Raw genomic sequence first — 387 nt, forward strand, 5'->3', positions numbered from 1 at the left:
TCTCAAAGCAGGATTACTTCTCTAAAAGGATTGAGCCTAATAGCGAGTTCATCAAAACCAAGTTTATGAATGGTATTTATCGTGATTTGTCTCCGTGGGGCGGAAATCTTTTTTCTTACGACCAAGATAAGTACGGTGTTTTGGTAACAAACGAAGGTAAATCTGTAAATCATGGTCGCGATGAGTTATCGCTAATGGCTAATGTTGTTATGCGAAAATATGGTAATGTAGAAACTTCAAAGATTAACTTTAATCTTGATGGTTTCAAGCCTCTATCTAGCTTAAAGGGTAAGTTGGTCGCAATAGCTCAGCCTGAATTAAGAGATTACTTTAAGCGTAATGAAAAGCTAAGACTTAATCTAGATTTTCTTAATGCCAACTTCAAAG

At 35.9% G+C, this 387-nt stretch carries 1 protein-coding gene; it reads left to right on the forward strand.

What is annotated here, in order from left to right; genetic code table 11:
* The coding region (locus HUN22_RS17800) for a hypothetical protein (RefSeq protein WP_174732119.1) at window positions 1-387 on the forward strand (387 nt) is incomplete at both ends.

It is taken from the genome of Acinetobacter lactucae, from assembly GCF_013344765.1.
Classification (GTDB): Bacteria; Pseudomonadota; Gammaproteobacteria; order Pseudomonadales; family Moraxellaceae; genus Acinetobacter; species Acinetobacter lactucae_A.